Annotated in this window: 26 protein-coding genes; 3 read left to right on the forward strand and 23 right to left on the reverse strand. The window is 59.7% G+C overall.

Going from position 1 to position 26626, the window contains the following annotated elements; all coding sequences use genetic code 11:
* Positions 1–157: 157 nt before the first annotated feature.
* From DW233_RS07020 to DW233_RS07030, 3 genes are all read left to right on the forward strand, one after another.
* Positions 158–1207 (forward strand): inorganic phosphate transporter, encoded by a 1050-nt coding sequence (locus DW233_RS07020; protein ID WP_055251696.1) that lies wholly within the window; start codon positions 158–160, stop codon positions 1205–1207.
* A gap of 67 nt (positions 1208–1274) precedes the next feature.
* Complete coding sequence (locus DW233_RS07025) at positions 1275–1898, forward strand: DUF47 domain-containing protein (RefSeq protein WP_055251695.1); 624 nt, start codon at positions 1275–1277, stop codon at positions 1896–1898.
* A 286-nt stretch (positions 1899–2184) separates the two neighbouring features.
* Positions 2185–2715: a nitroreductase family protein gene (locus tag DW233_RS07030; RefSeq protein WP_117765895.1), complete on the forward strand. Its 531-nt coding sequence runs from the start codon at positions 2185–2187 to the stop codon at positions 2713–2715.
* 164 nt (positions 2716–2879) lie between these two features.
* Here the strand turns inward: DW233_RS07030 and DW233_RS07035 are convergent, their stop codons facing one another.
* The 23 genes from DW233_RS07035 to DW233_RS07145 all read right to left on the reverse strand — a co-directional run bounded on the left by DW233_RS07035 (position 2880) and on the right by DW233_RS07145 (position 26496).
* The gene (locus tag DW233_RS07035) at positions 2880–3554 is read right to left on the reverse strand and encodes a DivIVA domain-containing protein (protein ID WP_006234242.1); all 675 of its coding nucleotides are present in this window, start codon (positions 3552–3554) and stop codon (positions 2880–2882) included.
* Positions 3555–3615: 61 nt separating this feature from the next.
* Positions 3616–3903 carry a YggT family protein gene (locus DW233_RS07040; RefSeq protein WP_040358293.1) on the reverse strand — a complete coding sequence of 96 codons (288 nt, stop codon included), beginning with the start codon at positions 3901–3903 and terminating at the stop codon, positions 3616–3618.
* Positions 3904–3918: 15 nt separating this feature from the next.
* Positions 3919–4641 (reverse strand): cell division protein SepF, encoded by a 723-nt coding sequence (locus DW233_RS07045; protein ID WP_055251691.1) that lies wholly within the window; start codon positions 4639–4641, stop codon positions 3919–3921.
* Positions 4642–4701: 60 nt separating this feature from the next.
* The gene (locus DW233_RS07050; protein WP_055251689.1) at positions 4702–5439 is read right to left on the reverse strand and encodes a YggS family pyridoxal phosphate-dependent enzyme; all 738 of its coding nucleotides are present in this window, start codon (positions 5437–5439) and stop codon (positions 4702–4704) included.
* A gap of 119 nt (positions 5440–5558) precedes the next feature.
* Positions 5559–6416, reverse strand: coding sequence for a PhoU domain-containing protein (locus DW233_RS07055; RefSeq protein ID WP_117817058.1), 858 nt, complete (start codon positions 6414–6416; stop codon positions 5559–5561).
* Positions 6417–6507: 91 nt separating this feature from the next.
* The gene (pstB, locus tag DW233_RS07060; RefSeq protein WP_117776691.1) at positions 6508–7311 is read right to left on the reverse strand and encodes a phosphate ABC transporter ATP-binding protein PstB; all 804 of its coding nucleotides are present in this window, start codon (positions 7309–7311) and stop codon (positions 6508–6510) included.
* 12 nt (positions 7312–7323) lie between these two features.
* Positions 7324–8229, reverse strand: coding sequence for a phosphate ABC transporter permease PstA (gene pstA, locus DW233_RS07065; protein ID WP_118267463.1), 906 nt, complete (start codon positions 8227–8229; stop codon positions 7324–7326).
* A 3-nt stretch (positions 8230–8232) separates the two neighbouring features.
* On the reverse strand, positions 8233–9159 hold the full coding sequence (gene pstC, locus DW233_RS07070; RefSeq protein ID WP_117776690.1) for a phosphate ABC transporter permease subunit PstC: 927 nt from the start codon (positions 9157–9159) through the stop codon (positions 8233–8235).
* Between the two features lies 1 nt (position 9160).
* Complete coding sequence (locus tag DW233_RS07075) at positions 9161–9997, reverse strand: phosphate ABC transporter substrate-binding protein (RefSeq protein WP_117637522.1); 837 nt, start codon at positions 9995–9997, stop codon at positions 9161–9163.
* Positions 9994–10794, reverse strand: a complete 801-nt coding sequence (locus tag DW233_RS07080; RefSeq protein WP_118267465.1) for a polyphenol oxidase family protein — start codon at positions 10792–10794, stop codon at positions 9994–9996. The genes DW233_RS07075 and DW233_RS07080 overlap by 4 nt, the downstream gene beginning before the upstream one ends.
* A 211-nt stretch (positions 10795–11005) precedes the next feature.
* Positions 11006–12160 carry a cell division protein FtsZ gene (gene ftsZ, locus DW233_RS07085; RefSeq protein WP_055251674.1) on the reverse strand — a complete coding sequence of 385 codons (1155 nt, stop codon included), beginning with the start codon at positions 12158–12160 and terminating at the stop codon, positions 11006–11008.
* A 199-nt stretch (positions 12161–12359) separates the two neighbouring features.
* Positions 12360–13202 (reverse strand): cell division protein FtsQ/DivIB, encoded by an 843-nt coding sequence (locus tag DW233_RS07090; protein ID WP_118267467.1) that lies wholly within the window; start codon positions 13200–13202, stop codon positions 12360–12362.
* 370 nt (positions 13203–13572) lie between these two features.
* The gene (gene murB, locus DW233_RS07095) at positions 13573–14484 is read right to left on the reverse strand and encodes a UDP-N-acetylmuramate dehydrogenase (protein ID WP_117640323.1); all 912 of its coding nucleotides are present in this window, start codon (positions 14482–14484) and stop codon (positions 13573–13575) included.
* A 5-nt stretch (positions 14485–14489) separates the two neighbouring features.
* On the reverse strand, positions 14490–15908 hold the full coding sequence (murC, locus tag DW233_RS07100) for a UDP-N-acetylmuramate--L-alanine ligase (protein WP_118267469.1): 1419 nt from the start codon (positions 15906–15908) through the stop codon (positions 14490–14492).
* Positions 15909–16005: 97 nt separating this feature from the next.
* Positions 16006–17121 carry an undecaprenyldiphospho-muramoylpentapeptide beta-N-acetylglucosaminyltransferase gene (gene murG / locus DW233_RS07105; RefSeq protein ID WP_118267471.1) on the reverse strand — a complete coding sequence of 372 codons (1116 nt, stop codon included), beginning with the start codon at positions 17119–17121 and terminating at the stop codon, positions 16006–16008.
* Positions 17111–18631: a putative lipid II flippase FtsW gene (ftsW, locus tag DW233_RS07110; RefSeq protein ID WP_199574603.1), complete on the reverse strand. Its 1521-nt coding sequence runs from the start codon at positions 18629–18631 to the stop codon at positions 17111–17113. The genes murG and ftsW overlap by 11 nt, the downstream gene beginning before the upstream one ends.
* Positions 18632–18640: 9 nt before the next feature.
* Positions 18641–20047, reverse strand: a complete 1407-nt coding sequence (gene murD, locus DW233_RS07115; protein WP_118267475.1) for a UDP-N-acetylmuramoyl-L-alanine--D-glutamate ligase — start codon at positions 20045–20047, stop codon at positions 18641–18643.
* A 9-nt stretch (positions 20048–20056) separates the two neighbouring features.
* Positions 20057–21076, reverse strand: a complete 1020-nt coding sequence (mraY, locus tag DW233_RS07120) for a phospho-N-acetylmuramoyl-pentapeptide-transferase (RefSeq protein WP_117637516.1) — start codon at positions 21074–21076, stop codon at positions 20057–20059.
* Between the two features lie 3 nt (positions 21077–21079).
* A complete protein-coding gene (gene murF, locus DW233_RS07125; protein WP_118267477.1) occupies positions 21080–22504 on the reverse strand; it encodes a UDP-N-acetylmuramoyl-tripeptide--D-alanyl-D-alanine ligase in 1425 nt (474 codons plus the stop codon).
* A 127-nt stretch (positions 22505–22631) separates the two neighbouring features.
* Positions 22632–24332, reverse strand: a complete 1701-nt coding sequence (locus tag DW233_RS07130) for a peptidoglycan D,D-transpeptidase FtsI family protein (RefSeq protein ID WP_369831529.1) — start codon at positions 24330–24332, stop codon at positions 22632–22634.
* A gap of 182 nt (positions 24333–24514) precedes the next feature.
* The gene (locus tag DW233_RS07135; protein ID WP_117584230.1) at positions 24515–24985 is read right to left on the reverse strand and encodes a hypothetical protein; all 471 of its coding nucleotides are present in this window, start codon (positions 24983–24985) and stop codon (positions 24515–24517) included.
* 90 nt (positions 24986–25075) lie between these two features.
* Positions 25076–26041 (reverse strand): 16S rRNA (cytosine(1402)-N(4))-methyltransferase RsmH, encoded by a 966-nt coding sequence (rsmH, locus tag DW233_RS07140; RefSeq protein WP_006234266.1) that lies wholly within the window; start codon positions 26039–26041, stop codon positions 25076–25078.
* 20 nt (positions 26042–26061) lie between these two features.
* Complete coding sequence (locus DW233_RS07145; protein ID WP_035137949.1) at positions 26062–26496, reverse strand: division/cell wall cluster transcriptional repressor MraZ; 435 nt, start codon at positions 26494–26496, stop codon at positions 26062–26064.
* Positions 26497–26626 lie beyond the last annotated feature (130 nt).

Raw genomic sequence — 26626 nt, forward strand, 5'->3', positions numbered from 1 at the left:
TTAGCAAAAAGAACACCCACGGTCAACAGGGCTAATATTCATTTTTAGCGCCAAAAAATTCACTGCTCCCATCAGAACTCGGTAAAGAAACCCGCAGGAGGTGATACGATTTATCATGTTTCTGTAACGTGCCTGCAAACTTCGAGAAAGCCCATATATGGACGTAACGTTCTCAACCTTCCTCGGCCAACTTGTGTCGAACCCAGTCCTTGCCGTCACCGTGATCCTCGCGCTCGGCGCCATCTTCGTCAATGGATGGACCGACGCACCCAACGCCATCGCGACCTGCGTCACTACGCGTTGCATGCCCGCCCGCGCCGCTATTCTCATGAGTGCCGCATTCAACTTCCTTGGCGTGCTCATCATGACGCACTTTAACGCGAGCGTCGCCAACACCATCTCCCATATTGTCGACTTTGGCGGAAACAGCACCATGGCGCTCGCCTGTCTGTGCGCGGCGCTGTTCTCCATCGTCGTCTACGGCGCCACAGCGTCGCGTTTTGGCATCCCCACCTCGCAAAGCCACAGCCTTATCGCCGGCCTGACCGGTGCCGCCATCGCCCTCGGCGGTGCGAGCAGCGTCAACGTCCACGAGTGGATGAAGGTCATCTACGGCCTGGCGCTCTCCATCGGTCTGGGCTTTGTCATGGGCTGGGTCCTGTGCAAGCTCGTCTCGATTCTTTTCGCCGCCGCCAACAGGCGACGTGCCAATGTCTTCTTTAAATACGCTCAGATCGCGAGCGCTGCGGCCATGAGCTTTATGCACGGCGCGCAGGATGGACAGAAGTTCATCGGCGTGCTCTTTTTAGGCGTGGCCTTTGCCAGCGGCCAGACGAGCGTCGGCGATGCCGGCATCCCCATCTGGATTATGCTGCTATGCTCGGCCACCATGGGCATCGGCACCAGCGTGGGCGGCGAGCGCATCATCAAGTCCGTTGGCCAGAGCATGGTCAAGCTCGAAAAGTATCAGGGCTTCTCCGCCGACCTGGCGGGCGCCGCGAACCTGCTGCTTGCCACCCTTACCGGCATCCCCGTGTCCTCCACGCACATCAAGACCTGCGCCATCATGGGCGTCGGTGCCGTCAAACGCCTCTCGGCCATCAACTTCGGCGTCGTCAAGGACATGATGTTCACCTGGTTCTTCACCTTCCCCGCCTGCGGACTCATCAGCTTTGTCATGGCCAAGCTGTTCATGATGTTCATCTAGTCAAACCGAACGTCCATCCGGACCGTAACACCTCGCCCACCCGTCTTCGCCTCGAAAGGACCCACTCATGGCAAAGAAACCCGATTCGTTCTACTTTGACAACTACGTCGCCTGCGCCGACCTTGCCGTCCAGGCCGCCGAGCTGCTCACCAAGATTTTCGAGAACTTCGATCCTGCAAAGATTCACGATATGCTCGACAAGATGCACGCGATCGAGCATGCGGCCGACAAGAAGCACCACGAGCTCGAAGACGCCTTGCTCACCGCCTTTATCACCCCGCTTGAGCGCGAGGACCTGGACCTGATGAGCTGCTCGCTCGACACCGTGCTCGACCGTATCGAGGGCGTCGTGCAGCGCGTCTACTTCACCAACATCCAGAGCATCCATCCCGACGCCATCGTCATCGCCCACAAGGTGACCGACGCCTGCCGCGCCATGAAGGACCTGATGGTCGAGCTGCCTAACTACCGCAAGTCCAAGACGCTGCGCGAGCTCGTCATCCAGATCAACACCATCGAGTCCGAGGCCGACGAGCTCTATATCAACGCCATGCGTAACCTGCACGTTAACGGCAAGGACCCGCTCGAGGTCATCGCTTGGCGTGACGTGTACGCCTTCCTGGAGTACTGCGCCGACTGCTGCGAGAATGTGGCCGATGTCGTGGATTCGATTGTCATGAAGAACAGTTAATTGGGGGTACATGTCCCACCGGTCGCGGGCCCGGCCACTAATAACCTTTTTCACTCCGGCTGCAAGCAGAGTCGTTCAAAAGGTTATTAGTGGCCGGGCCCGCTCCCTTATGCACCACCATTGGGAACTTTGGCTGATAGATTTAGCGCGATGGGGGTTTGGCTGAAGGGACCTTTGGTATCCGTTCGGACACTTTGGCCCTTGATGAGCGTTTGGCTGATTGCTGCTTTGGGTACTCTTTGGGTTACTTTTGGTTTGTTTGATTTTTAATTTTAGGAGGGCTTGTATGTCTTATTTGGATCTGGCTCGTGGTCGGTATTCTTGTCGCGAGTTTGAGGACCGTTCTGTTGAGCAGGCTGTGGTGGATGCCATTGTTGAGGCTGGGCGTATTGCTCCTTCTGCTTGTAATAATCATCCAGCCCGTGTGATGGTGCTGGATACGCCTGAGCTGTTGGAGAAGGCTGCTGCTTGTCAGCCTCGGTTTGCTCGTGATGGGTCTATCTTTGGAGCTCCGCTTGTCTTCCTTATTTGCAGCGTTACCGATGATGCTTGGGTGCGCCCGTATGACCAGATGAATTCCAGTGAAATCGATACGTCCATCGTGTGCGACCAGATGATGATGGAGGCCACCGAGCAGGGCCTGGGAACGTGCTGGGTATGCCATTTTAAGCCTGAGGTGGCACAGGAGCAGTTCAATCTGCCCAAGTGCGTCTATCCCTATCACATGCTCGTCTGTGGCTATCCCGCCGACCACATCGCCGATCCCGAGCATCGCGAGGCCCGCACTATTCCCCTCTCCAACTTCCTCCTCAAGTAGTTTTAGACATACCTTAAAATCTACCTTTTACCACGCGCCCTTCGCCGAGTTCTGTCCTATCGCATGCAGAGCTCGGCGTTTTGTTTCCCAACCCGTATACAGCCACAAAAAAGGAGCCCGCAGGTGCGAGCTCCTCTTAAGGACACTAGATTGTAGCTCTGATGCTAGTCCAGGTCGTCGGCAGCAAAGTTGTCGATCGGGGCGAAGGGATCGGCCACGGGGACAACCGGGTCAGCGACGGGCAGCGGCTCGGCGGGAACAGTCACCGCAGGAGAAGCGGCAGAACCGACCGGCGTGGAGGCCATGAGGTCGGCCGGGAAGGAGTTCTGGGCATCGTCCATGAAGTGCTGGATGAGCTTGAGGTACTCGGCCTTGAACTCCTCGCGGGAAGCCTTGAGACGATCGATTTCCTCGAGCTCGGCCTGCTTCTCGGTCAGAGCCTGGCGGATAACCTCGCGGGCCTTAGCGTCAGCCTCGTTGCGGATACGCTCAGCGTTCTCGTTGGCATCGTTGACGATGGTCTCAGCGGTCTGCTGGGCAGCGATCAGGGCAGCGGAAATCTGGCGCTCCTGAGCGGAGAAGTCAGGGGCGGGAGCAGCCACGGGGGCGGCAGGAACGGCTTGGGCGGTGGCATCCTGAGCCTGGGCAAGCTGAGCCTGCGCATCGGCAAGCTGCTGCTCGGTAGCAGTCAGGCGACCCTTAAGGTCGACGATCTTAGCGAGCATAGCGTCAACCTCGGAGGACAGCGTCTCCAAGAAGACGTCGACCTCGGCGGGATCGTAGCCACGCTTGGCCTCAGAGAAAGTCTGAGCCTGGATGTCTGCAGGGGTAATAGCCATAACAAGTCTCCTTTTTCATCGCCTCGGCGCTATACGCCCGACGTAAGTTACTAAGTCAGTTCTATACGAGTATACCTATAAGAAGCTGCAGAACCAGCCTCTGCACCAACTGCAACGCAATAATCGCAACGACCGGCGAAAAATCGATACCGCCCATCGGCGGGATGAAACGACGGAACAGGTTGAGCCACGGACCGCACACGCTATCGAGCACCGCAGCAATATCCTGAAGCAAACCACCCTGCTTCATGGGAATCCACGTCATAAAGCAGTAGACGACAATGAGCGTGGAATAGAAGTTGAACAGCGTGTTGACCAGCTGGACGATAGTGTAGATGTTGATGGGAATCTCCTCGTCTTGTCTTTACTTAAGGTAGCCGTCGGCACGAAGCTTCTTGAGATCGGAATCTTTGACCTCGCAGCCGGCGGGCAGCACCATGAACACACGGTCGCCCACCTCCTTGACCGTGGCACCCAGACCGCAGGCAAAGCCGTAAGAGAAGTCCAAGACGCGCTTAGCAACTTCGGTGCGTACGCCCACAAAAATCAGTGCGACAGGCTGCTTGGTGCGAACGCGGCGCACTACGGTCTCCACGTCGTCATAGCTCTCGGGGCGCAGGACATAGGCCGGCAGCTGCGGCGTGGCGTTGATGATATTGCTCGCATAGGCCGAGGCATCGCTCGGTGCAGGCGCGGGCGCAGCGGCGGCACGGGCGCGGGTGTTCTCGGCGTAGCTCGACGGCGTGTCATAGGCACCAGGACGATAACCGCTCGCAACGCTGTCCTGCGAGCGCGAAGGCGGGTTATACGTCGTGGCATGACGGGAGTCATCGCCGACAAGCTGACCGGAGCGCGTATACACGGCAACCGACTCAGCTTCACCGCGGCGCGTCTGGCCAAGCAGGCCGTTGCTCGGCTCGTCTTGGGTGTAGAAGCCCTCGCCCGAAGCACCGCTGTAGCCGTTGCCCTGATAACTATCGTCATAGCCGTCATCGTAGCCGTAGTCGTCGTCCTGGCCATAACCCTGGTCGTAACCCTGCTGGCCGCCCAGGTGCATCTTATTTTTAATCTCGTCAAGGAAGCCCATGGTTGTGTCCTCTCGCGGTTTAGTGCAGGCACCCCGATAATCAGTGCGCACTTCAGAGCCTTATTTTACTGCAAACTCCGGGCTAAATACTACCCTGCCCAGGCGAACGAGCGTAGAGCCCTCCTCAAGGGCAGGCTCAAAGTCCTCGCTCATGCCGCAGGAAAGCTCAGGCAGGTTCAAATCGGGATGCGCCGCCTCCAGCTCATCCCTCAGCTCACGAAGCCCCGCAAAGGTGCGGCGTGCCACATCCTTATTCCCCCGGGGCGCCATAGTCATAAGCCCCTGTACGCAAATTCCCTCAAGTTCCGCAAGCTCACCCGCGGCGGCGCGAATCTCATCGGGCGAAAAGCCTCCCTTCGACTCCTCACCACTCACATTGACCTCGATGAGCACACACTGGGGGCCGGCGAGCTCGCCTGCCTCAATCTTGCGGACAGCACGGCTCGAGATCGCCTGCGCCAGATGCAGCGAACCCACCGAGTGAATCAGCTCGGCTGAGCCCAGCACCGCATTGATCTTATTGGTCTGCAGGTTGCCGATCATATCGAAGCGCACCTCGGGCAGCTCCGGATGCTCCGCCAGACCCGTGAGCTTGCGAACCAGCTCCTGCGGGCGGTTCTCGGCAAAATTGCGATACCCCGTCTGGATGGCGGCAACGGTCTCATCGACACCAACGGTCTTGGACACGGCAATGAGGCGCGCGGCGTCGTGGGGGCGGCCCGCGCGATCGAGCGCCGCATAAAAACGTTCCAGAATCTGCTCGCGGCGAGCGCGCATCAAGTCCAAATAGTTATCCATTGCTAATCGCCTCCGCTGACAGCCAAACAAGTAGTCCCATGCTAACGCAAGAGCGCGGCCCCGCATGTGCAAGGCCGCGCTCACTTAGGTATTTACAATCTTTCGACGAACGGGGTCACTTACTCCTCGTCGTCCTCGCCATCGTCCTCGTCCTCAAGATGATCGAGCAGGTAGCGAAGACCCTCGCTGACCTCGTTAGCGGGCACCTTGGCAACGTAGCGAGCGTCGACGGCGGGCCTCATGATAACACCCTCGCCCGAAGGCACGCGCATGCTCTCGAGCTCATCCTCGTCCACACGGGCGATATCGCCGGCGTTCATACGCTGACCAGTCAACAGGAAGGTCAGACGGCAAGCGGCATCGATGGAAATCGAAGCGATGCGATCGAGGTAGCGCGAAACCATGATAGCGCGGCGCAGGTCGTCATAGTTGCTGTCGTCGTCCATAAAGTCGCCCGTATCCATACGGTTAAAGGTGCGGAAGAACTTCTCGTAGGCGGCGTGCACCGGCTCGTCCTCGACGGCCAAGTTGCAGATGATGGACATGTCATTGGTGACGAGCGCAGAAAGCGAAGAGCCCAGCACCTGGTAAACAGCTTCGGCCTCGGCCTCAACCGTACCGACGAGCTCCTGGGGCAGCGAGATGTCGGCCTTGATCATATGACGCGTGGCACGGCAGATCTGACGGACCTTATCGGTCATGCGCTGCAGGTTAAAGTCGACGTAGATGATCGTCTGAAGCAGGCGGAAGTCGGAGGCGACCGGTGACTGCGTGGCGATCAGGTTGTAGCAGACGGCCTCCAGGTTGGCGCAGCGCGCGTCAATCGAAAGCGTGCGTTTCTTGGTCTTGGTGGCGAGCTTGCGGTCGTCGGTCACATAGGCCTTCACGGCATCGTGGAGAGCCAGATCGACGGCCTCATAGATGCTCAGCATCTCGTGACGGGCCTCGACGAGCTGACGGGAAAACAGTTTGCGCATGGTTCACTCCAATCAGTTGGGTGCGGTCATGCAGCCCGCACAGTGAATACGCACCGGACCAGGTCCGACGGCTTGGGACTAGTCGCACCGATCAGCCAAAGCGGCCGGTGATATAGTCTTCCGTCCGCGAGTCCACCGGGCTGGTGAAGATCGCGTCGGTTTGACCATACTCGATGAGCGTGGCGGGCTCGCCGGCAACTTCCTGCAAGAAGAATGCGGTGTAGTCGCTGATACGAGCTGCCTGCTGCATTGAATGCGTGACGATGATGATCGTCATCTCGGGCGCCAGCTCGGCCATCAGATCCTCGACCTTAGAGACGGACGTGGGGTCGATGGCGGAGCAGGGCTCGTCCATCAGAAGGACATCGGGTTGCACCGCAAGCACGCGCGCGATGCACAGACGCTGCTGCTGACCGCCCGAGAGCGCCAAACCATCCTTGTTGAGCTGATTGGATACCTCTTTCCAGAGGTTGGCGCGCTTGAGCGATTCTTCCACGATGTCATCGAGGTCGCTTTTGCTAGTCACGCCCTGTAGACGAGGGCCAAAGGCGACATTCTCGTAGATGGATTTGGGAAACGGGTTGGGCTGCTGAAAGATCATGCCCACGCGACGACGGAGGTCGACCGGGTCGACGCCCTCGGCATAGATATCATTGCCGTCGAGCGTCATGGTGCCCTCGACGCGCGTACCCTCGATCAGATCATTCATGCGGTTGATGCAGCGCAAAAACGTCGACTTGCCGCAGCCCGAAGGGCCAATGAAGGCGGTGATGGCGTTTTTGGCGATGTTGAGGTCGAGCCCCGTCAGCGCATGAAAGTCACCGTACCAAAAGTTGAAATCCTTGGCCGTAATGGCCGCTTGCTCCAGCGTGGGAGCGGACTGATAAACGGACATGGGACTCCTTAACTAGCGACGCTTGCGCGACAGGAAGCGCGCAAACAGGTTGAAGGCAAGAATGATCACCATCAGCAAGAGCGCGGTGCCGTAGGCTGCGTTCATGTTGATGCCGTCGTTGGCAAGCAGGTACAGGTGAACCGTCATGGGGCGGCCGGAATCGAGCGGCGAAATAGGTAGATTGATGGCTTGGCCCATGGTGTAGAGCACCACCGCGGTCTCGCCAATGGCGCGACCGATGGCGAGGACGATGCCCGTGGCAATACGGCCAAAGGCAGAAGGAAGCACAATCTTGGAGACAACCTGCCACTTGGTGGCGCCCAGGCCGTACGCGCCCCAACGGATATAGCGCGGGACGGCGCGAATGGCCTCTTCGGTGGTACGCATGACGATGGGAAGCATCAAGAGCGCGAGCGCCAGAGCGGCCGAGACCATCGAAAGGCCCAGGCCCATGGCCTCGACAAACAAGGCGTAGCCAAACAGGCCCATAACGATGGAGGGCACCGAGGCCAAAGCGTCAGCAGCGTAGCGAATGAGCTCGACGACCTTGCCCTGCTTGGCGTACTCGGCCAGATAGACGGCTGCCAGCACAGCAATCGGCGTGCAGATAAGCATGGCGAGCGCCGTCACATAGACGGTCGAGACGATCGTGGGCCAAATTCCGCCCTCGGCGTTGACGCCCTGGGGCCAACCGAAGATAAAGTCGAGCGAGATATGCGGCAGGCCGTTAATGACCACATAGGCGATGATAGCGACAAGCACCAGCGTGGTGATGTATGCCGCGGCACGGAACACGCCAAGCATGATCTTGTTGGACAGGTCCTTGTTGATGCGGCCCTTCTTGCCATGGGAAAGGGCACGCTTGATGCGCTCGCGCGACGAGGTCGTATCGACCGTCGTGTCAACGAAATCGGACATAGCCTACCCCCTCTTCTTCTTGGAAATCAGACGGACGATGCCCACCAGCGTGGCGGAGATGATAAACAGGACCACGCCCATGCCGAACAGCGCCGAGCGGTGCAGACCCGAGGAATAGCTCATGTCGAGCGCGATCTGGCTCGTGAGCGTCGAGATGGGGCTCGCAATGCTGTCGGGAATAACCGGGGCGTTACCCACGACCATGAGCACGGCCATGGTCTCGCCGATGGCACGGCCCATACCCAGCACGATGGCATCCACGATACCCAGCTTGGCGGCAGGTAGCACGACCTTATAGATGGTCTGCCACTTAGTAGCACCCATGGCATACGATGCCTCGCGAATACCCATGGGAATGGAATTGAGGGCATCGATGGTGAGCGTGGTGATGGTAGGGACGATCATGATGGCAAGCACGAACCACGCCGTCAGCGCACCAAAACCAAGACCACCGGTCAGTTGCGCGATAAACGGACGGATGATGATCATGCCAAAGAAGCCATAGATGATAGAAGGGATGCCGGCCAACAGGTCAACGGCAGGGCTGATGAGCTTGCGCACGCGCTTGCTGGCGATCTCGACCAGATACACGGCCGTGCCCACGCCTAGGGGCACACCCATGGCGAGCGCACCGACGGTCACCAGACCCGAGCCGGCAAGCAGCGACACGATGCCGTAGTGGCCCTCAGAGGGCGCCCACGTAAAGCTAAAGAAGTCCGCCAGACCGATGTCGGTAAAGACGGGCAGCGCCGAGTACGTGGTAAAGACAAAAATCAGGATGACGGTAACAACCGCCAAGAACGCGCAGGCAAAGAAAATCCACTGCAGCGCCTTCTCCTTGATATAGGTGCTGCGCGATACGAGCGCCAGCTCGCGCTTCTTGGGCGCCTGAGCATTCTGCTCAGTCTGGGAGTTTTCCTGTGCTTCCATGCTACTCACTCCCCTTCTCGTCGTTGGTGACGGGAATAAAGCCCGCCTCGCGAATCTGCTTGTCCATCTTTTCGGACGTCACGTAGTCGATGTAATCCTGCGCCCGCTGCGAAGGCGCACCCTTCACAAAGAAGTAAAGGTCGCGCGAGATGGGATAGCCGCCACTCGCGACCGTCTTCTCGGACGCCTCAACATGATTGACCGAGACGGCCTTGACCGAGGTCTTGGCGTTGAGGCTATCGACGAAGCCCAGCGAAATGTAGCCGATAGCCCCGCGCGAACGAGATACCACGTCGCGCACCTGGCCCGTGCCCGAAAGAACGGCGGAGCGGCGATCGAACGGGGTGCCGTCCATCACGATGGTGCGGAAGGCTTCACGCGTGCCAGACGCCTCATCTCGGTTGATAACCTGAATCCTCAGGTCCTCGCCACCGACTTCTTTCCAGTTGGTGATCTTGCCAGCATAGATATCGCGGAGCTGCTCGGTCGAGAGGTTATCGACGGGGTTGTCTTCGTTCACGATAACCGCGATACCGTCGTGGGCAATGACGATGGGAGTCAGGCCCAGATCCTGTTCGTCGGCATTGAGTCCACGGGAGGAGCTGGCGATATCGGCCGTGCCAGCGCTGACGGCTTCGATGCCAGCGGAAGAGCCCAAACCGGAAACGAGCACGTCGATGCCGGTCTCCTCCTTAAAGCCCTCTGCCGCAATTTCGGCGATAGGAAGGCAGGTCGTGGAGCCGGCCACGGTAATGGAAGAGGTAGAAGATCCCGAAGAACAGGCGCACAGCGTAAGCGTAAGCACAGCGGCGCTCAGGACCGATACGATCTTTCTCATAGCATCACGCCGATCGCGGCATGGCGCCCACAGGTGCCGTCCTCGTTACGGTAGGAATAAAAGCGGTCGTTCTGACGCACAGTCGAAAGCTGGGTATCCACGATATTATCCGCGTCCACACCGGCATCTACCAGCGCCTCACAAATGGCAGCGGAAAGATCGAGCATGCGAGAGGCACTCGCATCGATGCAAGAGAACTCGACGGCAAAGCGATCCATGAGTTCCTGGGATACCTCATATTCGTCAGCCAAGATATGGGGGCCGATATAGGCGGAAACGTCGCTCGCATCGCAGCCGGCAGCATCGCAAAGCGCCTGGCACGCCTTGGCAGAAATACGTGCAATCGTGCCCTTCCAACCGGAGTGCACCACGGCAAATCCGCCAGGGGCCACCAGCACCACGGGAACGCAGTCGGCAAAGCAGAGCAGCACGGGCACGTCATGGGCCGTACAGACGATGGCATCGCAGCCCTCGGCAATCTGCTCGCGAACAGCCTCAAGATCGTCGGCGCCGTTCGAAGTCACCGTAACGATATGGTCACCATGTACCTGATTGGGCACGAGCAGATTATGCTCGCACTCAGTGGCGCCCATCGCTTCGAGCGCTCGACGACGATTTTCTTGAACAGCAAAGGGGTCATCGCCTACATGCGAGCCCAGGTTGAGCGAGGAGTACGCATTTTCAGAAACGCCACCGGTGCGCTCGGTAAAGGCAAAGCGAACATCGGATGTCGCGCCCTCCACCAACGTAACTCCATCATGGTCGACACGCGAAACGTTGTCCGCACGTGCTGCCATACTAAAGCCTCCTAATAACACAAGTACCGCGGCATCGCCGCTACAGCCAGCGTTTATACGGCTGTCATACTTCCCTAAAAGGATACCCGCAGCGGTAGGGACCAAACGTAAAGGGAACGTAAGGAGATTGGAGGCTTTCGTTTACAAACGAGAAACAAAACGGGGTGCATCCAAATGGACACACCCCGTGCAGGTCGTCGAGAAAAACGAACTAGAAGCTACCGCGCTTCAGGAAGTCAGGAAGCTCGAACTGATCGTTGCCAAAGTTGGGCAGCTCGGTACCACCGACGTTGCGGGTCGGAGCGGCCTGAGCCGGGCTGGCAGCCGGAGCGGTGCGCTGCGGCTCAGCGGAGGCAGCGGCCTTGCTCTGAGACTGCTGAGCAGCAAAGAGTTCATCCTGACGGTTGACGTTGGAGTCGGAGAAGCCCGTAGCGATGACGGTGATACGCACCTGATCGCCCAGGGACTCGTCGACAACGGTACCGAAGATGATGTTGGCCTCGGGGTCGACGGCGTTGGCGACAACGTCGGCGGCGTCGCTGATCTCCTGGATGCCCAGGTCCTTGGAACCGGCGATGGAGAGCAGCACGCGCGTGGCACCATCGATGGAGCTCTCGAGCAGCGGGCTGGAGATGGCCTGCTGGGCAGCGTCGACGGCACGAGTATCCCCAGAAGAGGTACCGATACCCATCATGGCGGTACCGGCCTGCTTCATGATGGTCTTAACATCGGCGAAGTCCAGGTTGATGATACCGGGGACGGTGATGAGGTCGGTGATGCCCTGGGTGCCCTGGGAAAGGACGCCATCGGCAATCGCGAAGGCCTCGAGCATGGTGGTCTTCTTCTCGGCGATGTCGAGCAGCTTATCGTTAGGGATGACGATCATGGTGTCGACGCAATCGGAGAGGGTCTTGATGCCCTCCTCGGCGCTCTTCTTGCGCTTGCGGCCCTCGAAGGTGAAGGGCTTGGTCACGACGGCGACGGTCAGTGCGCCGACCTCGTTCATCGCGATATCGGCAACGATGGGAGCAGCGCCGGTACCGGTGCCACCGCCCTCACCGCAGGTGATAAACACCATGTCGGCGCCAGCAAGCGCCTCGGCAATGTCGTCGCGGGACTCATCGGCAGCCTTGCGGCCAACCTCGGGGTTGGCGCCGGCGCCCAAGCCGCGGGTAAGGTCGGTGCCGATGTGCACCTTGATATCGGCATCAGAGATCGCGAGTGCCTGGGCGTCGGTGTTGATGGCAACAAACTCGACGCCGCGGATGCCCTCTTCGATCATTCGATTGACCGCGTTGGTACCGCCGCCGCCGACGCCGACCACCTTAATGACGGCAAGGTAGTTGTTGATCTCTGTCTCGTGCATGTCGGTCCTCCGAACAAAGGTTATAGCCATAGCATGGGTCGACCCCTGCGCACATTAACCTTCAGGTTGAAAGTAAATGCAAAGGTAAACCGTATTATGTTTGCACATTATGAACGTATCAGTCAAATAATTGACCGTGAAAACCAAACAAACCAGATAAACGGCGTGGTATGGCCCCTCAACAAAGCATCAACCAGCGCTACGAGGTCGGAGCATTCCTAAATGTGTAGTTGCCTGGAGAGCGCACATTGATATACGTTACGCCCTCTACCTGCGAAAGCAACTTGGTGACTACGCGTTCCTTCTTGGCGATATCGTCCGAATCGCCCAGCGACACCTCAATGCCGTTATTGAGGTTTGCCGAGATGGCTTCGACCGAAGGCGTGGAGATATCCTTGACTTGTCCCAAGAACTCGCTCGAAAAACCACGCACATAATCCAGGCCGGCCTTAACGGCCTTGGAGTTCACCGCCTGGCCGGAAACCGGAGCGACATCCGCCGAGACATCAGTCAACAACACCGCGCCATAATGCTTGGCGAGCGCCAGCGCGGCATCGATTCCGGTCAAGGTATTTGAGCCCTGCCCTGTCGTGATGACGTTGCCCTGGTCGTCCACTTCGACCGACGTCGACAGCGGGGCGATCCAGGTGTCATCGTCTCCGATAGCCCAGGCAAGGTCATCGGAGCTGATATACGCAATGGCGATAACTTTACGCTCCGTCGGCGTGATGATAAGCGTATGGGGAAACTGGCGCTGGACATCCACGCCCGAAACCCACGGGTTCTGCTTGAGATCCTCGGTAATCTGGTCGGGATCGACGTTAAAAAGCGACGTTCCCTCGGGCAAGTCGATCAGCTGGATAGCATCGTGCTTCGTCACATGCTCGCTGCCTTGAATCTGAATATCAGTGGCAGTAAACAGTCCAGAGTTGATCACCACGGTGGCAACGACGACGAGCACGGCCAAGACGGCCAGAACGCCGCCCACGATTTTGCCTTTGCCTGTAACGACAGAAGCGGCGTCTGATGTTTTATTTGCCATCGCTCCAAGTGAAGATAACGGGTTGAAACCTTTTTTACTCGAAGGCTTCTTGGCGGTAGCCGGCACCGATGTCAGCGAGCGCGGTTTCGATGCGCCCAGCGTGCGACCTGGACGTGCCGCTTTAGTTCCCGTCGAGGGCTTGGGAGCTGCCATGGGACGGGCAGGCTTGGCGCCCATAACAGGCTTTGACGTCGTCGAGGGACGCGAGGACTTTTTTGCGGCCGGACGATTACCGAGCTGCGAGCCGACGACCGGACGACTGGTCTGTCGAGCATGCCCGACAGACTTAGAGTGCGCGACGGTATTGCGTTGAGGTTTGGCAGGCGCGCCGGAACGCCCTCCGGCGCGGCGGAAGGTGGGTTTCGATGCTCTAGAAGCCGAGGAATTTAACTTCCGGTCTGAGCTCGATGCCATACGCCTCCCTCACCTTTCCGTGCACATGTCTAATAACCGCGGCAACGTCATCGGCCGAGGCAGTTCCGTTATTAACGATAAAATTAGCGTGAACGGGCGAAACTTCCGCGCCGCCAATCGAAAAACCCTTTAATCCACAATCCTCGATAAGCTTGCCCACACTCGCATCGGGCGGGTTGCGAAAGACAGACCCGCAGGATGCGCGACCCATGGGCTGCGTACGCTTGCGCCTTGTAAGGTACCGCTCCATGCGCTCGCGAATGTCGGCCTTGGGCGCCGGTTTAAGCTTGAACACGCACTCGAGGATGATCTCATTGCGGGGAAGGCTACATTCGCGGTAGTCCCAAGTGATCTCGGACCCCGCATAATGCTTGATACCGGATGCCGGGTCAAACGTTACGACATCCTCAACCAGCGAGCCAATCCACTCGGTCCGTGTGCCGGCATTCATGGATATCGCACCGCCGACCGAACCAGGAATGCCAACGGCAAACTCAAGGCCCGAGAGGCTACGCGACAGGGCATCGTTGACCAGGCGCGCAAACATCACGCCCGCACCGACCGTCAGCGTACAACCGTCATCGGCAACAACCGTGCGCTGAAACTCACGTCCGAGCGAAATGACGGCACCGCGATAACCGCCATCGGCAACCAGCAGATTGGAGCCCTTGCCGATGATGACCCACGGCACCTGCTCGCGATCGAGCACCGCCACGGCGCGGCGGAGGGCATGATAGCTATGGCACGTCACAAAGAGGTCGGCCTTGCCGCCGATACGATAGCTCGTATGACGCGCAAGGCGCTCGTCCTCGATCACATCCGTGTCGATCATGCCCGAGAGCGCCATGACGGCGTTAAACAGACCCATTAGACTTAAGCGTCTTTCTTGGCAGTCAGATACTCAATGAACTCGGGACCGACGGTCGTAACGTCGCCGGCACCCATGGTGAGCAGCAGGTCGCCCTCGCCCACCATCTGCTCGAGCTCCTGATTGAGCTCAAGACGGCTGGAGCAGTACACGACCTCCTTGCCAGGATGCTTGGCGCGCACGGTATCGGCGAGCATCTTAGAGGTGACACCCGGAATGGGCATCTCGCCAGCCGAGAACACATCAATCAGCAGCAGTTTATCGGCATTGGCAAATGCATCGGCAAAGTCGTCGCACAGGGCCTGCAGGCGCGAATAGCGGTGCGGCTGGAACACGACACCGACGTGCTTGTAGCCCAGCGAGGAAGCGGCAGCAAGCGTCGCCTTGATCTCGGTGGGGTGATGGCCGTAATCATCGACCACGGTGATGCCATCGATATCGCCCACGTGGGTAAAGCGACGGCGGACGCCCTCAAAGCTCGAGAGCGCCTTGGCGGCGGCGTCGATGTCAAGGCCCAGGACATGGGCGACGGTGAGCACCGCCGTGGCGTTGAGCATGTTGTGGCGACCGGGGTTGCTCTTGATCTCCACAGCGTGCTCAGTGCCGTCCTCAAAGCGAACGATAAAGTCACTCTGGATGCCCTTGACATCCGGGTGCACGCAGACGATGTCGTTGCTCTCGGCAAAGCCGTAGGAAAGCACGTGACGGCCCGTCGACTTGGCGAGCTCGACCAGATGCGGGTCCTCGCCGCAGACGATGACGGTGCCGTCCTCGCCCACCAGGCTCATGAATTTGGCGAAAGTTGCCTCGATCTCCTCGATACCCGAGTAGTGATCGAGGTGGTCGGCCTCGACGTTGGTCACAATGACCACGTTGGGGTTCAGGAACAGGAAGGAGCTGTCGGACTCGTCGGCCTCGGCGACAAAGTAGTCGCCCGAGCCGTTCTTGCCGTTCGTGTCATAGCCCTCGACGATGCCGCCGATCAAGAAGCTCGGATCCAGACCCATGCGGTCGAGCATGGTGGCGCACATCGAAGACGTGGTGGTCTTGCCATGCGTGCCGGCAACAGCGACGGTGGTGTAGCCGTGGCCCAAAGCAGAGAGCATCTTGGCACGGGGCCACACGGGAATACCCAGCTCGCGAGCGCGCACGAGTTCAGGGTTGGACTCCGGAATAGCGGTGGACACAACAACCACGTCGGGCTTGACCTCGTCGATCGTGGCGGCCTCATGGCCCACATGCACCTTCACACCAGCGCGGGTAAGCTGGCGGATATAACGTGACGTCTTAAGGTCGGAGCCGGTAACGGCATAACCGCGCTCGTGCAGAACGAGGGCGATGCCGCTCATGCCGGCGCCGCCGATACCGATAAAGTGGGCGCTCTTAAACTCGGGCGCGGAGGTTGCAGTCTGGGAATCAGCCATGTGCTCGTGTACTCCTTGCGTAAACACTGCCTGTAACCCGTTAACTGTACCGCACCTACCGCATCAGCGCGAGGGCGACCGACGATATCCCGTCTAACTAACGCAAACCCTCTACCGCATCCGCCAGAAGAGCGGCGGCCCTATCCTGAGCCAGACCACGCGCCGCCTGACGCATGGCGTCGCGTGCCGCCGCGTCATCGACCAGGTGCAGCAGCTCATCGGCAAAGGCAGAACCGTCGATATCGGCATCGGCACAGAGCACGCCGGCCCCGGCGTCGACCAGATAACGGGCATTGGTGGTTTGGTGGTCGGCCGTCGCATGCGGATACGGCACGAGCACCGAGGGCACGGCGAGCGCAGCGATCTCGGCCACGCTCGATGCGCCCGAACGCGAGAGCACCAAATCGGCAGCAGCCAGCATATCGCCCATGTTGTCGATGTAAGGCAGGACGCGGTAACGCTTCGCCTCCTCGGGCGTCAGCGCCAAAGCGCGCTCGGTCTCCTCAAAGCCGTCGGCACCCGTCGAATGCAACACATAGAGGTTCTTGCGCGAAAGCAGCTCGTTTTTGAGCGAAACCACGCGCTCGTTGAGGTGCTGGGCGCCAAGTGAACCGCCAAAGACGAGCAGCAGCGTCGCGTCCTCGGGAACGCCAAGTGCCTTGCGGCCGCGAGCGCGATCGCCCTCGATCACCGAGCGACGTACAGGGTTGCCGGTCATGAGCACGTGGTCAGGGTCACCTTCGCGCTCAAAGACCGAGCGCGCTGCCGGCACCGAGATGCACACGCGGGCGGCGTGGGAGTTCATCATCTTGTTGGCCAGGCCCGGAACAGAGTTCTGCTCGTGCAGCAGATACGGAACGCCTGCGCCCTTGCACCACCCCAGCAGCGGAACCTCGACATAGGCACCAAAACCGATGGCGGCATCGGGCTTGCCGACCTTTGAGAAATGACTGGCGAGCGCACGCTTGGCCTTGTTGACACGCCACAGCGAGGTCAGCGCCGTCCAAGGACGGGAGCGGTCGAAGCCCGTGACCGTAATGGGCACAAAATCAAACCCAGCCTCGGGGACCAGACGACCCTCGAGCTTGCGCGACTGGCCCACGAACACAACGTGGTGGCCACGATCACGCAGCTCTTCGGCCAAGGCGAGCGCGGGGTTGATGTGTCCTGCCGTGCCGCCGGCTGCAATAGCAACGGTCATCTTATCGGTCATGGTAGTCCCTTCGTACACGCGGTCCCTGGTCGTCGGTGCGCAGACGCGCCGACGGGTCCGAGTTCAAATCGATTCGATTATATCCGCCGCCCGCGTTGCGAGAGCAGGGGCGCTGCGGACGACCTTGCGGAGCCGTTCGCGGGCGTGGACGAGCTGCCGGCTCGGTCGCAGAGCCATCCAGGACGGTAAAACCGTTACGCGAAGATCGCTCACCGCGCACGTGGGGCACGCCGGCGGTACTCTCATCCATAACGGCAAAGCTCTCGCGGCGACGGTCGTACTCATCGCGACGGGCGCTCTCGTACGAAACGCGCAGGATCAACCCGGCAAGCATGAGCGACACGATAATCGACGAACCGCCGTAGCTAATAAACGGCAACGGTTTGCCCGTCATGGGAAACACGTTGAGGATGCCAAGCGCGTTAATCAAAAACTGCACCGCGAGAATGACCGCGGAGCCAGACGCCATGAGCGCGCCCCGACGATCGGTCGCCTGCTCGGCAATGCGAAACGCCGAGTAGATCAGCATCGCAAACACCAAGAAGAACAGCACGGTTCCGACAAAACCGACTTCCTCGCCAATGATGGCCAGGATGTAGTCATTGTGCGCCTCGGGCAGATACGAGTACTTCATGGTTGAGTTGCCGATGCCACGGCCGAACAGACCGCCCGAGGCAAAGGCCATGATGGCAAGCGTGGCCTGATAGCCGTCACCATACTCGTCGGCCCAAGGGTTCAAGGCAACCTGAATACGCACCATACGGTACGGCTCTGCGACAAGCGCAATCACGATCACGAGAATGCCGAAGATTAGCACGCCGATGATAAATCTGGGGTCGAGACCCGCAAACAACGCCATGCACATAAGGGTCAACAGGATGATCAGGACAGTACCGAAATCGGGCTGGATAAAGATCAGAAAGAGCGAAATACCCAGGTAGATGCCCATCTTGCGAAGGAATTCGTTGATGTTGCCACCGGGCGAAAAGAAGCGGTCGAGCATGATGGCCGAATACGCAATGGCAAATGGCTTTAAAAACTCGGAAGGCTGGAACTGAATACCGGCGATGTTGAGCCAGCGCGTGGCGCCACGGCTGCCGCTGCCCACCAAGAACACCAGAAGCAGTAGCCCTATCATGCCCATGAGGAAGATCCTGAGCACGTCTTCCCCAAACCAACTGTCCGGCAAAACGCGCACGATGGCAACCATAGCCAACACGCCAACTCCGGCAAACGCGGCCTGTCGAAACAGGAAAAACGTCGCCGAACCATTCTCGTGCAGCGCCTCGACCGAAGATGCCGAGTACACCATCAGCAAGCCAAAGCAAACCAAGCTAAACAGGCAAGCCATAAATATCAAACGGGGGCGCATGATGCGGGCGGGGACGCCGGCAATATAGCGCTCACTGAACGTCTGCCCGCCGCGTCCGGAACGCGGTGTGCTGCGCTGCGAGGAAGCACGGTCCGAGTCGGGCCTCCTCATATTCTGTCGGGGGCTCTCCTCTCTCACCGGCAACCCCTATTCCGTTTGCGATTTCGCCGCAGCGGCAAGCTGCGCCACATAGTCCTTAAACACGCGACCGCGCTCCTCGTAGCCCGAGAACTCGTCGAACGAAGAGCAAGCGGGCGAAAGCAGGATTACGTCGCCGCGGCTCGAGAGCGAGCGGGCAACGTCAACGGCATCGCGCAGATCATCGGCCTGGGCGATATCCACGTCACCATCGACATCGGCCTCATCCATAGCGGCGGTAAAGCGCTCGCGCGCATCGCCAAAGCAAACGACCGAGCGTACGTTATCCATAACAACGCGCGCGAAGTCCGCGAGCGGCGTGCCCTTATCGTGGCCCCCGAGCAGCAAGATCACGTCGTCATCGGGAAATGCCGTCAGGGCCTTCTCGACCGCATCGGTGTTGGTCGCCTTGGAATCGTTGACGTAGCGCACGCCGTCAATCTCGCCACACGGCTCCACGCGGTGCTCGAGCGGCTGGAACGAGGCCAGGCCGCGGCAGACACCATCGACATCGGCACCGACTGCCAGGGCAGCCGTGGCAGCGCACAGGGCATTGATAACATTGTGATGGCCCGAGATCTTGAGCTCGGATGTAGCGATGAGCGGGGTCTCGACGCCCTTCAGGCACACGATCATCTTGCCATCGCGCACAAAGGCGGCGTCCTCGCCCTCAGGCTCGTCAAAAGCGACCTTGCAGATGCGGCGACCCGGCGTATAGATGCACTCATCGAACTCGTGAATGCCGGCGTCTTCGACGTCGACAACCACCAGATCGTCATCGATCATATTGTCAAACAGTTTGATCTTGGCAAGCGCATAGTTCTTATGGCTCTTATGCCAGCCCAAGTGGTCGGGAGTGATGTTGAGCAGCACCGCCACGCGGGGGTGGAGCTCGGTGGTCGTAGCAATCTGATAGCTCGAGAGCTCAGCCACAAACCACTCGTTGCGGGCTCGGCCGTCAATCTCGTTGACCGGCGGCTCGCCGATGTTGCCGACAGCTACGCTGGCCTCGCCGGCAGCCTTGAGCAGATAATCGGTCAGCGACGTGGTGGTCGTCTTGCCGTTGGTGCCCGTGATGGCAATCCAGTTATCGGGCGACAGGCGATAGGCAAACTCGGGCTCACCCATAATCTGGGCGGCATGCTCGCGCCCGGCCTTAAAGAAGCCCGAGAACTCCGAGATGCCCGGGCACGTCACGCATACGTCATAGGCGCCCTCGACCTGTTCGGTCCCATAGACAAACGACGCGCCAGCAGCCTCGAGCGCACGCGTGGCGTCATTGGGCTCAGAGGTGCCGCCGCCATACACGGTAACGGCGCTTACGCGCTCTGGATGTGCCAGCGCCCAGCGGGCGACATCGAGACCGGATTTGCCCTGACCCAAAACGAGCAGGCTAAAGACATCAGCAAGAGGCATGAAAGACCACTATCCCAACTGGAAGAACAAAGCAAGGCCAACGGCACCAAAGGCCGCAGCGATAATCCAAAAACGGATGACGACCTTGGTCTCGGCCCAACCCTTCTTTTCGAAATGATGATGGATGGGCGCCATAAGGAAGACGCGCTTGTGCGTAAAGTGGAAGTAGACAACCTGAATCATGACCGAAAGGGTCTCAACGATAAACAGGCCGCCGATGATAAGGGAGACGACCTCGGTGTTGGTCATGATGGACGTGCAGGCAAACGCGGCGCCCAGGGCAAGCGAGCCGGTATCGCCCATAAAGATGCTCGCCGGATAGCAGTTGAACCACAGAAAGCCCAAGCAGGCACCGGCACACGCGGTGCAGAAGATGGACAGGTTCACGTCTCCGTGCAAAAACGCCATGGCAGCCATGGCGAGCATGGCGATCATGGAGGTGCCACCAGCAAGACCGTCAAGGCCATCGGTCAGGTTCACGGCATTAGAAAGACCGGCGATCATCAGCCAGCAAAAGACAATGTAGAGCCACGGGAACGAATAGCCGCAGATGGTGGTCGAAAGCACGCCAAGGTCGATCGTCAACCCACCGGGAAAACGAATCTCGGGGGCGACGCCGCACCAGTTGACGGCAAGCACCGTAAAGGTGACACAGATAATGGTTAGGCCGATCATCTTGGCATGAGGCGTCAGACCGAGCGAGCGCCCATGCGTAACGGAGGTCAGGTCGTCGATCAGACCCAGCACGCCGGTCGCCAGCGTGGCGAGCAGCACGAGCACGAGCTCGGTGGTGAGCTTGCCCATCAGCAGGCAGGTCAGCGAGATCGCGATGAGGATGACAACGCCACCCATGGTGGGCGTTCCCTGCTTAACCAAATGACGCTTGGGGCCGTCGGCACGAACCTGCTGGCCGATACCCTCGACCTTGAGCAGCTTGATCCACCACGGCATGAGCAGCAGCGCAATGGCGGCGGCGATGCCAAGCCCCAAAAAAGCCTGATACGTTGGATACGAGGGATTGCCGAACATGGGCTAGCACACACCTTCCACAAAGCGGTCGAGCTCAACAAAGCGGGAACCCTTGACCAGTACAACATCATGTTTTTCAAGCGCGCCGCCCATGCGGTCGAGCACCTGCTGATAATCGGAGAACACCTGGATGCGGTCCTCGTCCATGCCCATCATGCGCGCGGCATCGGCCATAAGCTGGGCCAGCTCACCACCCACGCACGCCAGCATGTCGAGCTTCTTGGCGGCGGCATAGGCGCCCACGAGCTCATGCATGCGAGGAGCCTCATCGCCCATCTCGCCCATCTCGCCCAGGATCGCCATGCGAGACCCCGCGCACGAAAGCGAGCACAGCAGATCGAGACCGGCTGCCATCGATTCGGCGCTGGCGTTATAGGAGTCATCGATGATGCGTGCACCGCTCTTGGCGCGCTTGATCTCCTGGCGGTGACCGGTGATTGTGAGGCCCCTAAAGGCAGCATCGATCTGCTCGGGCGTCACGCCCAGGCGATAGGCAACCGCGGCGGCCTTAACGGCATTTGGAACGGACTGCACGCCGGGGATAGCAAGCATGGTATCGATTGTCTCGCCCTGACCAAAATCGAGCGTAAAGACCGGACGGCCCTCGTCATCAACACGAACTTCGCGGGCGCGGACCTCATCATCGTCCGAGACGCCGGCCAGCATCACATCGATACCAGCAGGCCGGGCGAACGTATCGCGAATGAACGGCGTAAAGTCGTCCTCACCGCCCAAAACCAGCAGCGGCAAGAAGTCGCCGGCGGCGCACATACCCTGGACAATCTCGGCCTTAGCGCGGGCGATGTTCTCGCGGCTGCCCAAAATGCCGATGTGAGAGGTGCCGATCTTACTCACGATGGCAAGGTTGGGATTGGCGGACTGGGACAGGCGCTCGATCTCGTGGAAATGGTTCATGCCCATCTCGAGCACCAGGACCTCGGTACCGGCCGGGGCGGAAAGCACCGTGAGCGGCATGCCGATCAGGTTATTGAAATTGCCCTTGGTGGCCCAGACACGATAGCGCTTGGCGAGTACAGCGGCGAGCACGTCCTTGGTCGTCGTCTTGCCGATGGAACCGGTAATGCCAACGACCAGGCAGCCAAGCTCCAGGCGGTACGCGTGCGCCAAACGAAGCAGAAACTCCTCGGGATCATCGGTCAGCAAGATGGCACAGCCCTTGTCCTGCGCCAGCGAGACCAGCTCGGTCTCGGGCTCACGCGTCATCACGACGGCGCCGGCACCCGACTGGACGGCACGGGAAGCAAAATCATTGCCGTCGACGTTTTCACCGGGAAAGGCGACGAAAATCGTCCCTTCCTCGACCTGGCGCGAGTCGATAACGCACCCGCGGCATACCCGATCGACTTCTCCCGTCACGGTTCGGGCCCCTGTTGCGGCCGCGAGGTTGTTGACGGCGATCTCTATCATTGCAGCTCCCCTGTAAACCTAATAATGCTATCGGCGTATTGTATCCCAGCGCCGCGCATGCGTGGTGCAGGGCATGTGAACACCCCTCATATGGGACAACAAACCACGCCCCAAAGATTGTAACCCCCTACTTCGTGCGCGGGATGCCCAGCACGTCGAGCGCGTTGGCCATAATGGACTGGAACGGCACCGCAGCGGCATCTGAGCCGCTCGGCGTTCCGTCGAGCGTGATATAGCACAGCACCTTGGGTGATTGTGCCGGCGCAAAGCCCATAAAGGACGACATGTAGTTCTCCTTGAGGTAGCCGCCGTTCTCGTCGGCACGTTCGGCCGTGCCGGTCTTGCCCGCCACGTCATAGCCGTCAACCGCGCCGCCAACGCCCGTTCCCTCCGACACGACCGTCTGCATGCACGATGTCACCTGGGATGCTGCATCCTCAGAAATCGCACGCTCGCCTTCGCCCCAGTCCTTCTCGTCGCCTTTGCTGGACTTATAGAAGTGCGGGGTCATCATCACGCCGCCGTTGGCGATGCCGCCCACGGCACGTGCGATCTCAATCGGCGAGACAGACAGCGCCTGTCCAAAGCTCATCGAGCCCAGCGTGGCGCCGTCATACTGGTCACGCTCCTTGACGATGCCCAGGCTCTCGCCCGGAAAATCTACACCAGAGCTGTGACCGATGCCCCACTTGTCCACATAGGCGGCAAAGTCGTCGGCACCGATCTTGCGCCCCACCAGGACAAAGCCCACGTTGGACGAACGGCGCATCATCTCGCGCACATCCATGGTCATGGCATAGTCGCGCTTGTCGGCATCGGTGACGGTATCGTCGCCCACCTTGATGCTCGCCGGCACCTCAAACGACGTACTCGATCGCACGACGCCCAAGTCGAAGCCGGCGCCCGCCACGAGTGTCTTAAAGACCGAGCCGGGCTCGTAGGCGTCGGTAACCAGGCGCAGGTTCATATCCTCGGTCTTGGCGTTTTCCAAATCGGTCTGGTCGTAGGTCGGATACGAGCAGGCTGCCAAGATCTCTCCTGTCGTAGGATCGGTGACCAGCGCCGAGCCGTTCTTGGCCTTAGTCTTCTCAACTGCCTCTGCCAGGGCATCCTCGGCCGCACGCTGGATATTGACGTCGAGCGTCGTCACGATATCAACGCCGTCGACCGCAGCCACCTTTTTATAGGCACCGCCCGCGATATAGCTGCCGTCCCTCGCGCGCTCGCGTACGAGAGAACCGTTCGTGCCGGTCAGAAGCTTGTTGTATTGCTTTTCGAGACCAGTCAAGCCGTCGTTGTCTACATTCACTACACCCAGCACCTGCGATGCCAGATTGCCGTATGGATATACGCGCTTCATGGCCTGCTCAAAAAGCACGCCGGGCAGGTTCTTCTTCTCCAGCGCCACAGCATCGTCTTCGTCCACCTGGCGCTTGATATACACCCAGGTTCCATCGGACTCGACGAGCTTGCGGCAGGTCTTTTTATCGATTCCAGTTGCCTTGACCAGCGCCGACACCGTCTTGTCAACGTCCTCGACAAGCTGCGGGTTCACGGCGATGTTGCGACATTCGACCGACGACGCCAGCACGTTACCGTTGCGGTCGTAGATGGTGCCACGTTTGGCATAGAGGGTCTGCGCAAGCAGGCGACGCGCATCGGCACGCTCGCGCAGTTTATCGGCTTCGACAATTTGATAGTCGGCAAGGCGAAAGACGCCCAAGCCCAAGCCAAGCCCGATGAATCCCATGACGGCTTTGCGGCGAGGCAGCGGCGTGCCCGTGAGCCATTCGGTCGACGAACTCTTGCGCGACCTGGTGTTATGCACTTGAGGGCCACCCGAGCCGCGAAGTCGCGACGCCGGGTCGTTGCCACGGGACCGCCCGGCGTTGTAAGATTGCCGACCCGTTCCTTGATAACCAGAACGTCCCCGCGACGAGGGACGTCCAGAACCGCGGCCCCCATCGGAACCGCGGCGATAGTCATTTGTCATACTCAGCTACCGTCTTGCTACTGAGCGGTCGCGGTCGCGTTGGCGCCCGCGGCTGCATCCTGCGAAAAGTCAAGTGTAACGCTCTCGCTGGGCTCCACCATGCCATAAGCGCCCGCAAGGTCGCGAATGCGCGTGTCGGCGCCATAGACCGAATGCATGACCTCCAGGTCGGAGCTCTCATCGGTCGCCTTTTCGAGCGTGTTGGTAAGCTCGGCGTTGCTGTTGAGCACCTGGGCCGTAACGCCGGCGAGCGCCACGCGGGCGACGCCGATCGTCATGAAGATAGCCGCAATGATGCAAAACGTTTTAAGAACGCTCATGAAAACCGGGCTTACCGCCTGGTTTGCCTGACGGCCCGCGCCCGTGTAGACATCAAAGCGCGGCGTGCGCTGCTCACGGGGAGCAACGGGGGCCTGCGGCGTCTCACGATAGGCGGGCATGGCGTTCATATCATAGGCGAGTGCTGCGTTTGAAGTGTTGTAGCCCATGATATGCCGCCTCCCATCCCGAGTACGTTGGTAGTGTGTTTAAGCTTCGTTTATGGTGCGAGCGGGAGGTCCAATATCGCGCGGTCGCGCCTACAGACGCTGCGCCACGCGGATTTTGGCTGATCTCGCCCGAGGGTTGCGCTCAACCTCATCAGGCTGGGCAACCAGGGGTTTGCGGGTGATGACCTTGAGTATCGGCACGTTGCCGCACACGCACACCGGAATCTCCGGCGGACACGTGCACCCCTGGCTCATCTCCTTAAAGTGATTCTTTACGATACGATCCTCAAGCGAGTGATACGAGATGACGCAGATACGTCCGCCCGGGTTGAGCCACCTGGTGGCGGCATCAAGCCCTCGTTCGAGCACATCGAGCTCGTGATTGACCTCGATGCGAATGGCCTGGAAACTTTTCTTGGCCGGGTGTCCGCCATGCCGACGAGCGGCAGCCGGGATACCCGCCTTGATGATCTCGACAAATTGCCCGGTGGTTTCGATCGGTTCTTGCTCGCGGCGGCGCACGATCTCGCGCGCGATCTGCGAGGCGAACTTCTCTTCGCCGTAGACGCGTAGAATCCGGGCGAGGTCGTGTTCGTTATAGGTGTTGATGACCTCAGCTGCGTTTAAGGTGTTATTACCCGGATCCATCCGCATGTCCAATGGGGCGTCCTCGTTATACGAAAAGCCCCTGCCAGGGATATCGAGTTGCGGTGACGAAACGCCCAAATCGAACAGGAAGCCATCGACCCCGGGCACCTCGGCCGAGCAAAGCAGCTCGTCCAAGTCGCCGAAGTTGCCCTTCAGCAGCTGGTGCGGAACGCCGGGAACCTCGCGGTCCAGACGGGCGCCAGCGGCCTCGAGGGCCATGTCGTCCTGATCGACGCCGAGCAAAAGGCCCGTCTCCCCCACCTGCGCGGCCATCTTTACCGAATGGCCGGCACCGCCAAGGGTGCAATCGCAGACAACGGAGCCGCTCTTTAGCCGCAGCGATTCAAGTACTTCGCCGAGCATGACAGGTTCATGCCGATATTCTTGTGTCAAGATCCCACGCTCCATCCGTTACCCGTGCCTTGCCCTTACGAGAAGAAGAGGTCCAGCAGGGCCTCATCGTCATCGTCCTCATCGGCCGTAGCGCGGTCCCAAACCTCAAGGTGGTCGTAGTTGCCCACAACCGTGACCTCGCGGTCGAGGTTCGCCTGCTTGCGGAGAGACTCGGAAAGACCGATACGACCGGCGCTGTCCACGTCCATCGACGTGGTGCGCTTGTTGATCGCCCTCATGAGCTTCTGGTCGTTAATGTCACGCGGGTTAAAACCCTCGTGGCCCTCACGACCCGCGAAGAGTCCTTCGACCCACTTATCGAAGGCCTCGGCAGAGAACACGTACAGAGCATCGACATCCAGGGCTTTGAACACGCGAACGTGCTCTCCAAGCTCCTCGCGAAGGGGTGCAGGCAGGGACAGACGACCTTTTGCATCGAGATTGCGCTCGTATGCACCAGTCATTCCCATGTGCGCCCTCCCCTCGGTTACTCAGATGGCACGTACGCGGGGAACCACCCCGCCTGTCGACGTCATCAATAATATGGGGAACCGCCCCATTTTTCAACACCTTTCCCCACCCCTTCCCCCACCCCTCCCC

The sequence above is a fragment of the Collinsella sp. AM20-15AC genome (assembly GCF_003471405.1).
Taxonomy (GTDB): Bacteria; Actinomycetota; Coriobacteriia; order Coriobacteriales; family Coriobacteriaceae; genus Collinsella.